This window comes from Tropicimonas sp. (genome assembly GCF_047971885.1).
GTDB lineage: Bacteria > Pseudomonadota > Alphaproteobacteria > Rhodobacterales > Rhodobacteraceae > Tropicimonas.
On sequence record NZ_JBKEAE010000020.1, the window covers coordinates 1 to 5,392 of the forward strand.

The 5,392-nt window shown below is 62.4% G+C and carries 5 protein-coding genes, 1 tRNA gene and 2 pseudogenes; 1 reads left to right on the forward strand and 7 read right to left on the reverse strand.

All coding sequences use genetic code 11. From position 1 onward, the window contains the following. Positions 1-131: pseudogene (locus ACK5IR_RS02105) on the reverse strand (IS3 family transposase); the annotation flags it as partial. 104 nt (positions 132-235) lie between these two features. Here ACK5IR_RS02105 and ACK5IR_RS02110 point away from each other — a divergent pair. Further along, positions 236-311, forward strand: a tRNA-Thr gene (locus ACK5IR_RS02110). A 99-nt stretch (positions 312-410) separates the two neighbouring features. On the opposite strand, the gene ACK5IR_RS02115 is transcribed toward ACK5IR_RS02110, so the two are convergent. From ACK5IR_RS02115 to ACK5IR_RS02140, 6 genes and pseudogenes are all read right to left on the reverse strand, one after another. Continuing rightward, entirely contained in the window at positions 411-632 is a 222-nt protein-coding gene (locus ACK5IR_RS02115; RefSeq protein ID WP_416925428.1) for a hypothetical protein, read from the reverse strand. Positions 633-728: 96 nt separating this feature from the next. Then, positions 729-1,385: a recombinase zinc beta ribbon domain-containing protein gene (locus ACK5IR_RS02120; RefSeq protein ID WP_416925430.1), complete on the reverse strand. Its 657-nt coding sequence runs from the start codon at positions 1,383-1,385 to the stop codon at positions 729-731. A gap of 433 nt (positions 1,386-1,818) precedes the next feature. Further along, positions 1,819-2,892 (reverse strand): BMP family ABC transporter substrate-binding protein, encoded by a 1,074-nt coding sequence (locus tag ACK5IR_RS02125; RefSeq protein ID WP_416925432.1) that lies wholly within the window; start codon positions 2,890-2,892, stop codon positions 1,819-1,821. Positions 2,893-2,924: 32 nt separating this feature from the next. Next, a complete protein-coding gene (locus ACK5IR_RS02130; RefSeq protein WP_416925434.1) occupies positions 2,925-3,854 on the reverse strand; it encodes an ABC transporter permease in 930 nt (309 codons plus the stop codon). Then, positions 3,854-4,939 carry an ABC transporter permease gene (locus ACK5IR_RS02135; RefSeq protein WP_416925436.1) on the reverse strand — a complete coding sequence of 362 codons (1,086 nt, stop codon included), beginning with the start codon at positions 4,937-4,939 and terminating at the stop codon, positions 3,854-3,856. Before ACK5IR_RS02135 ends, ACK5IR_RS02130 begins: the two co-directional genes overlap by 1 nt. Continuing rightward, a pseudogene (locus ACK5IR_RS02140) lies at positions 4,936-5,392 on the reverse strand (hypothetical protein); the annotation flags it as partial. The pseudogene ACK5IR_RS02140 and the gene ACK5IR_RS02135, both read right to left, overlap by 4 nt.

A 5,392-nucleotide genomic window follows, 5' to 3' on the forward strand; every position in this document is an offset into this window, starting at 1 on the left:
TGCGCCTGGAAGCCATCGGTCAGCTCTTCGAGGTAGACCGCTTCCTGCTTCAGGGACCGCCAGAGCCGCTCGATGAAGATGTTGTCCATGCACCGGCCACGCCCGTCTATCGAGATGCGCACCCCGGCCTCGGTCAGCATCGTGATCCAGGCCAATCCGGTGAACTTCTATGCGCTGCGGCGTGTTCAATTGCTGTTGCACGTTGGCGGTTGGTCGGTTAACGATCCGACGCGGGGCCCCAATAGCTCAGCTGGTAGAGCAACTGTTTCGTAAATAGTAGGTCGGCGGTTCGAGTCCGTCTTGGGGCACCATTTCACAAACAGGGGTTTGTGAAGAGCTTAAAAGTTTGAACGGTAAGATAAATCCGGAGTTCGGTAACCTGTTTTCCGGTCATATACGAGTTGCTGTGCTCAGGTCAGTCTGAGGACCAGTCTGCGCAGGTGCAGCACCTCGCTTTCCCATATTCTCCAAGGGTTTGACAAAAACCGCCATGCCAGTTCGAAGAGATTTTCGAACGCGCCCGAAGGCGGCGTCAGATTTTCGAGTTTTTCAGATACAAGCAGCTTTTCTTCACTGAGCGCGCCGATCTTTTTCTCATATGCCGTGATGACGGGGAGGCTGTCGGTCTCCACGATCCGGGCCAGAAGCGCGTCACTCTGGCGCTCGATTTCAGCAAGGCGCTTTCTCAGGTCCTGTTCGTCAGCCTCCGCCCGTGCCAGCCGCTCGTCCTACAGATCGGCAAACATCTTGCGGGCAACGCTGAGCAGGTTGCGTGACGGCGTCATATTCCGTAGGAGCAACTCGAACCCCTCTTCGACATCAGCGCGGCGGATCGACTTGCGGTACGAGTCGCAGCCTTTGGTGTCGCACAGGTAATACGGATATGACCTGGTGGAGCCTTTCGACCAGCACGAGGTCATGGGCTTTCCGCAATCCCCGCAGGCAATGAATCCGCGCAACGGGAAGTCTTCGGCAATATCCTTTCGGAACGGTGCCTTGGCCTTGCCGTTCAGCTTGTCCTGTACCTTCTTCCAACTGGCAAAGCTCACCAGCCCTTCATGTTGGCCCTTGCGAAGCGTGATGTCCCATTCAGGCACCTCGATATACCCGGCATAGGTTGCCCGCGTGAGAATGTCCGTCACCCGTTGCTGACGGATTTCACCGTTGGGGAGGCATTTCGGGAAGGATGGCTGATCTTCGAAGAAGCGCTTCACTTCTACCTGCGAGGCAAAGCGTCCGCAAGCATAGCCTTCAAGCGCGTCCTGTATGATGGTTGCCAGAGGCTCATCCCGCACCAGCAGGTTGCCGTGACCGCTCTTTCGTTCATAGCGATATCCATAGGGAGCCTTGAAGCACCAATACCCGCTCATGATGCGGGCGCGCATACGGTTGCGGGTCTGTTTGCATATTCCCACTGAACTGCCGTAGCGTTTTCATTAACGCTGCCGCCCGATGTTATTAGGATTGACACGCACAGTAGCTCCGCCAATACCGCGACATCCGATTGAGCCTGATTGCAAATGCGTATTTCCCAGTGACCTAAGCTGCTGGTGCCACTAGGTGTTTGATCCCACGGTTTGATGGTGCGATCCTTTCGTTGGAATGGAAGGAAGCATTATGGGACAAGTTCGTCACGGGAGCGCCACGACCATGCGGCCCGCGCTATTACGAGGGCCCTGCCCGCGGCCTCCCATACCACCAAAAGAACCACTGCCCGACCAGATCAAATTTACAAGAGGGAACAACGGATAATCGGGCGACTGCGCGAAAGACCCGCACGGGTGCGGGCCTCTCGGCAGATCGCGGGTTCGTCTCCGCTTACTGAGGAATTTCGCCCGTCAGCCCCTCGACGTAGAAGTTCATTCCGGCCAGTGTGCCGTCGTCGGCAACCTCGCCTTCGGCGAGCCAGGCCGAGCCGTCCTGCCTGTTCAGCGGGCCGGTGAAGGGATGGTAGCTGCCGTTGGCGATACTGTCACGCAACGCCTCGGCCTCGGCCTTGATGTCGTCGGGCACGGCCGAGGAAATCTCGCCGATGCCGACCATGCCGGCGCCGATGCCGTCCCAAGTGTTGTCGCTTTCCCAGGTGCCATCCATTACCGCGCCGACACGCTCGATGTAATAGGGCGCCCAGACGTCGATGATCGACGAGATGCGCGGCATCGGTGCGAATTCAGCCATGTCGGCGGCCTGTCCGAAGGTATAGACATTGCCGGCCTTCTGCGCCGCAGCCTGCGGCGCGGTCGAATCGGTGTGCTGGAGGATCACGTCGGCGCCCTGTTCGATCAGCGCCTGTGCGGCGTCGCTCTCCTTGGCCGGGTCGAACCAGGTGTAGGCCCAGATCACGGCGAATTCGACGTTGGGGTTCACCTTTCTGGCGTGGATATAGGCCGAGTTGATGCCGCGGATGACCTCGGGAATCGGGAAGGAAGCGATATAGCCGATCTTGTTGGTTTTGGTCATCTTGCCGGCAAGATAGCCCTGTACCGCGCGACCCTCGTAGAAGCGGGCAGAATAGACACCGACATTGGGCGCGGTCTTGTAGCCGGTGGCGTGTTCGAATTTCACGTCGGGGAACTTCTGGGCGACGTTGACGGTGGCGTCCATGAACCCGAAGGAGGTGGTGAATATCAGATCGGCGCCGCTCAGCGCCATCTGGGTCAGTACCCGCTCGGCATCGGCGCCCTCGGGCACGCTTTCCTGCACCACGACTTCGACCCTGTCGCCGAAATGCGCCGCCATTTCCATCGCGGCCTCGTGGTGGTGCTGGCTCCAGCCGCCATCGTTCTTGGGCCCGACATAGACGAAGCCGACCTTGGTCTGATCGTCCTGTGCAAAGGCGGTCGTGGCAAGGCCGACGACCGCGGCGGTGGCAAGAAAGGTTCTTCTGAGCATTGTGGTCTCCCTGTTATGCGATCCTTTCCGGATCAGTTCGAGGCGTGGAAGGTCTGGCCAAGCGTTGCCGGTGCGCCGAGCGCTGCCCGGCCACGGCTGGAAATGACGACCAGCACCAGAATGGTGATCAGATACGGCGACATGGCAAGGTACTCCACCGGAACCTTGAGCCCCGCCGCCTGGAGATTCAACTGAAGAACGGTGAGCCCGCCGAACAGATAGGCGCCGATCAGCACCCGCCATGGCCGCCACGAGGCGAAGACGACCAGCGCCAGCGCGATCCAGCCGGCGCCCGCCGTCATGCCCTCGGTCCATTGCGGCACGCGCACGAGGCTGAGATAGGCCCCGCCCAGACCGGCGCAGGCACCGCCAAAGGCAATCGCCAGCATGCGGATGCGCACCACCTTGTAGCCGAGCGCATGGGCGGCATCGTGGCTTTCGCCCACCGCGCGCAGGATCAGCCCGCCGCGTGTCCTGCCGAGAAACAGCCAGACCGAGGCGACGATGGCGATCGAGACATAGACCATTGCGTCGTGCCGGAACAGGACCGGGCCGAGCACCGGCAGATCCGCCAGCGGACCGAGGTCCAGATCGTCGACGCGGATACCCAGCACACCGACATGACCCTGCCCGATCAGGGCGGAGAACCCGAGCCCGAACAGCGTGAGCGCAAGGCCGGTGGCGACCTGGTTCGACAGCAGGTACTGGGTCAGCACGCCGAACAGCATCGAAAGCGCCGCGCCCCCGGCGGCGGCGGCCAGGTAGCCCACCGTCGCGCTGCCGGTCTGGCTGGCGGCGGCGAAACCGCAGATCGCGCCGGTGATCATCATCCCCTCGACCCCGAGGTTGAGAACGCCGGCGCGTTCGACCACCAGTTCGCCGATGCCGGCCAGCAGGATCGGGGTGGCGGCCACCATCATCGAGGCCAGAAGCAGCAGCCAGTTGATCGAGGAAAGATCCATCAGGCAATTCCCTCGCGGCCGATCCGGATACGGTAGTTGGTCAGCACATCGACCCCCAGAAGAAAGAACAGCAGCATCCCCTGAAAGGCCTGGATCGCCGCCGCCGGAAGGCCAAGCATGAACGAGGCAAGCTCTCCCCCGATATAGGTCAGCGCCATCAGTAGCCCCGCCAGCAGGATGCCGATCGGATTGAGACGGCCGAGGAAGGCGACGATGATGGCGGTGAAACCGTAGCCGGTGTTGAACGACGTGGTGATCTGGCCCGCCGGGCCGGCAACCTCGAACAATCCGGCAAGCCCGGCCAGCGCGCCGCTGAGACCGAGGCAGAAATAGACCAGATGCGCCGGGTTCACCCCGCCGAACCGGGCGGCGCGCGGCGACTGGCCGGCCAGCCGGATATGATAGCCCGTCAGGTGCCGCGACAGCAGGACATAGCCGAAGATCACCGCGATGAAGGCCGCAACCACGCCCCAGTGCATGCCCGTGCCGGCGAACAGTTCGGGGTTCGAGGCGGCGGGATATTGCTGCAGGTTGCGCGAGCCGGGAAAGCCGCCGCCGTCGGGGTTTCTCAGCGGGCCGAGCGCCATCGCGGCGACGAGTTTTTCGGCCACATAGACCAGCAGCAGCGAGACGAGGATTTCGTTGGTTCCGAAGACCACCTTCAGCACGGCGGGGATCATCGCCCAGAGAAAACCGCCCAGGGCGCCGGCAAGCACCATCGCCGGAAAGATCAGCGGGCTTTCGGTCGGAAAGCAGGCCAGCCCGGTGGCCGCGCCGAAAATCGCCCCCATGATATACTGCCCCTCGGCGCCGATGTTCCAGATCCCGGCGCGAAATCCCATCGCCAGCCCCACCGCGATCAGGATCAGCGGCGCGGCCTTGACCAGCAGTTGTGGGCGCGAATAGCTGGCGAATTGCGGATCGAAGAGCGGATCGTAAAAAATGATCCGGATCGCCGCCAGGGGATCCTTGCCGAGGACGGCGAACATCAGCCCGCCCGCCACCATGGTCAGCAGAACGGCCAGCAGCGGTGTTGCCCAGGTCCAGAATTGCGAGGGCGTGGGGCGTTTTTCCAGCCGGATCATGTATGGCCTTCCTCGTAGCTTTCCTTGATCCGCCCGGCGCGATGGGTGTGAGCCACGTCCATGTCGTGGGCGCCGCCCAGCATCAGCCCGACCTGCTCCATCGTCAGGCCCCGCGCCGGCAGGGGCGCCGACAGGTGCCCGGCGTTCAGCGCGGCGAAACGGTCGGAAACTTCGAGCAGTTCGTCGAGGTCCTGCGAAATCACCACCACGGCGGTCCCTCCCGCCGCGAGGTCGAGCAGCGCCTGCCGGATCGCGGCGGCCGCGGCGGCATCGACGCCCCATGTCGGCTGGTTGACGATCAGCACGTCGGGCTTTTGCAGCACCTCGCGCCCGATGACGAACTTTTGCAGATTGCCGCCCGAAAGCGCCCGCGCGGCGACCTGCGGCCCCGGTGTGCGCACGTCGAACGTGGCAATCACCTGTTCGGTATAGGATTTTGCCCGTTCCCACAGC

Excerpts from the sequence above, each read along its gene's own strand:
- ACK5IR_RS02120 (WP_416925430.1), bottom strand. The coding sequence starts at position 1,385 with ATGCGCGCCCGCATCATGAGCGGGTATTGGTGCTTCAAGGCTCCCTAT.
- ACK5IR_RS02125 (WP_416925432.1), bottom strand. The coding sequence starts at position 2,892 with ATGCTCAGAAGAACCTTTCTTGCCACCGCCGCGGTCGTCGGCCTTGCC.
- ACK5IR_RS02130 (WP_416925434.1), bottom strand. The coding sequence starts at position 3,854 with ATGGATCTTTCCTCGATCAACTGGCTGCTGCTTCTGGCCTCGATGATG.
- ACK5IR_RS02135 (WP_416925436.1), bottom strand. The coding sequence starts at position 4,939 with ATGATCCGGCTGGAAAAACGCCCCACGCCCTCGCAATTCTGGACCTGG.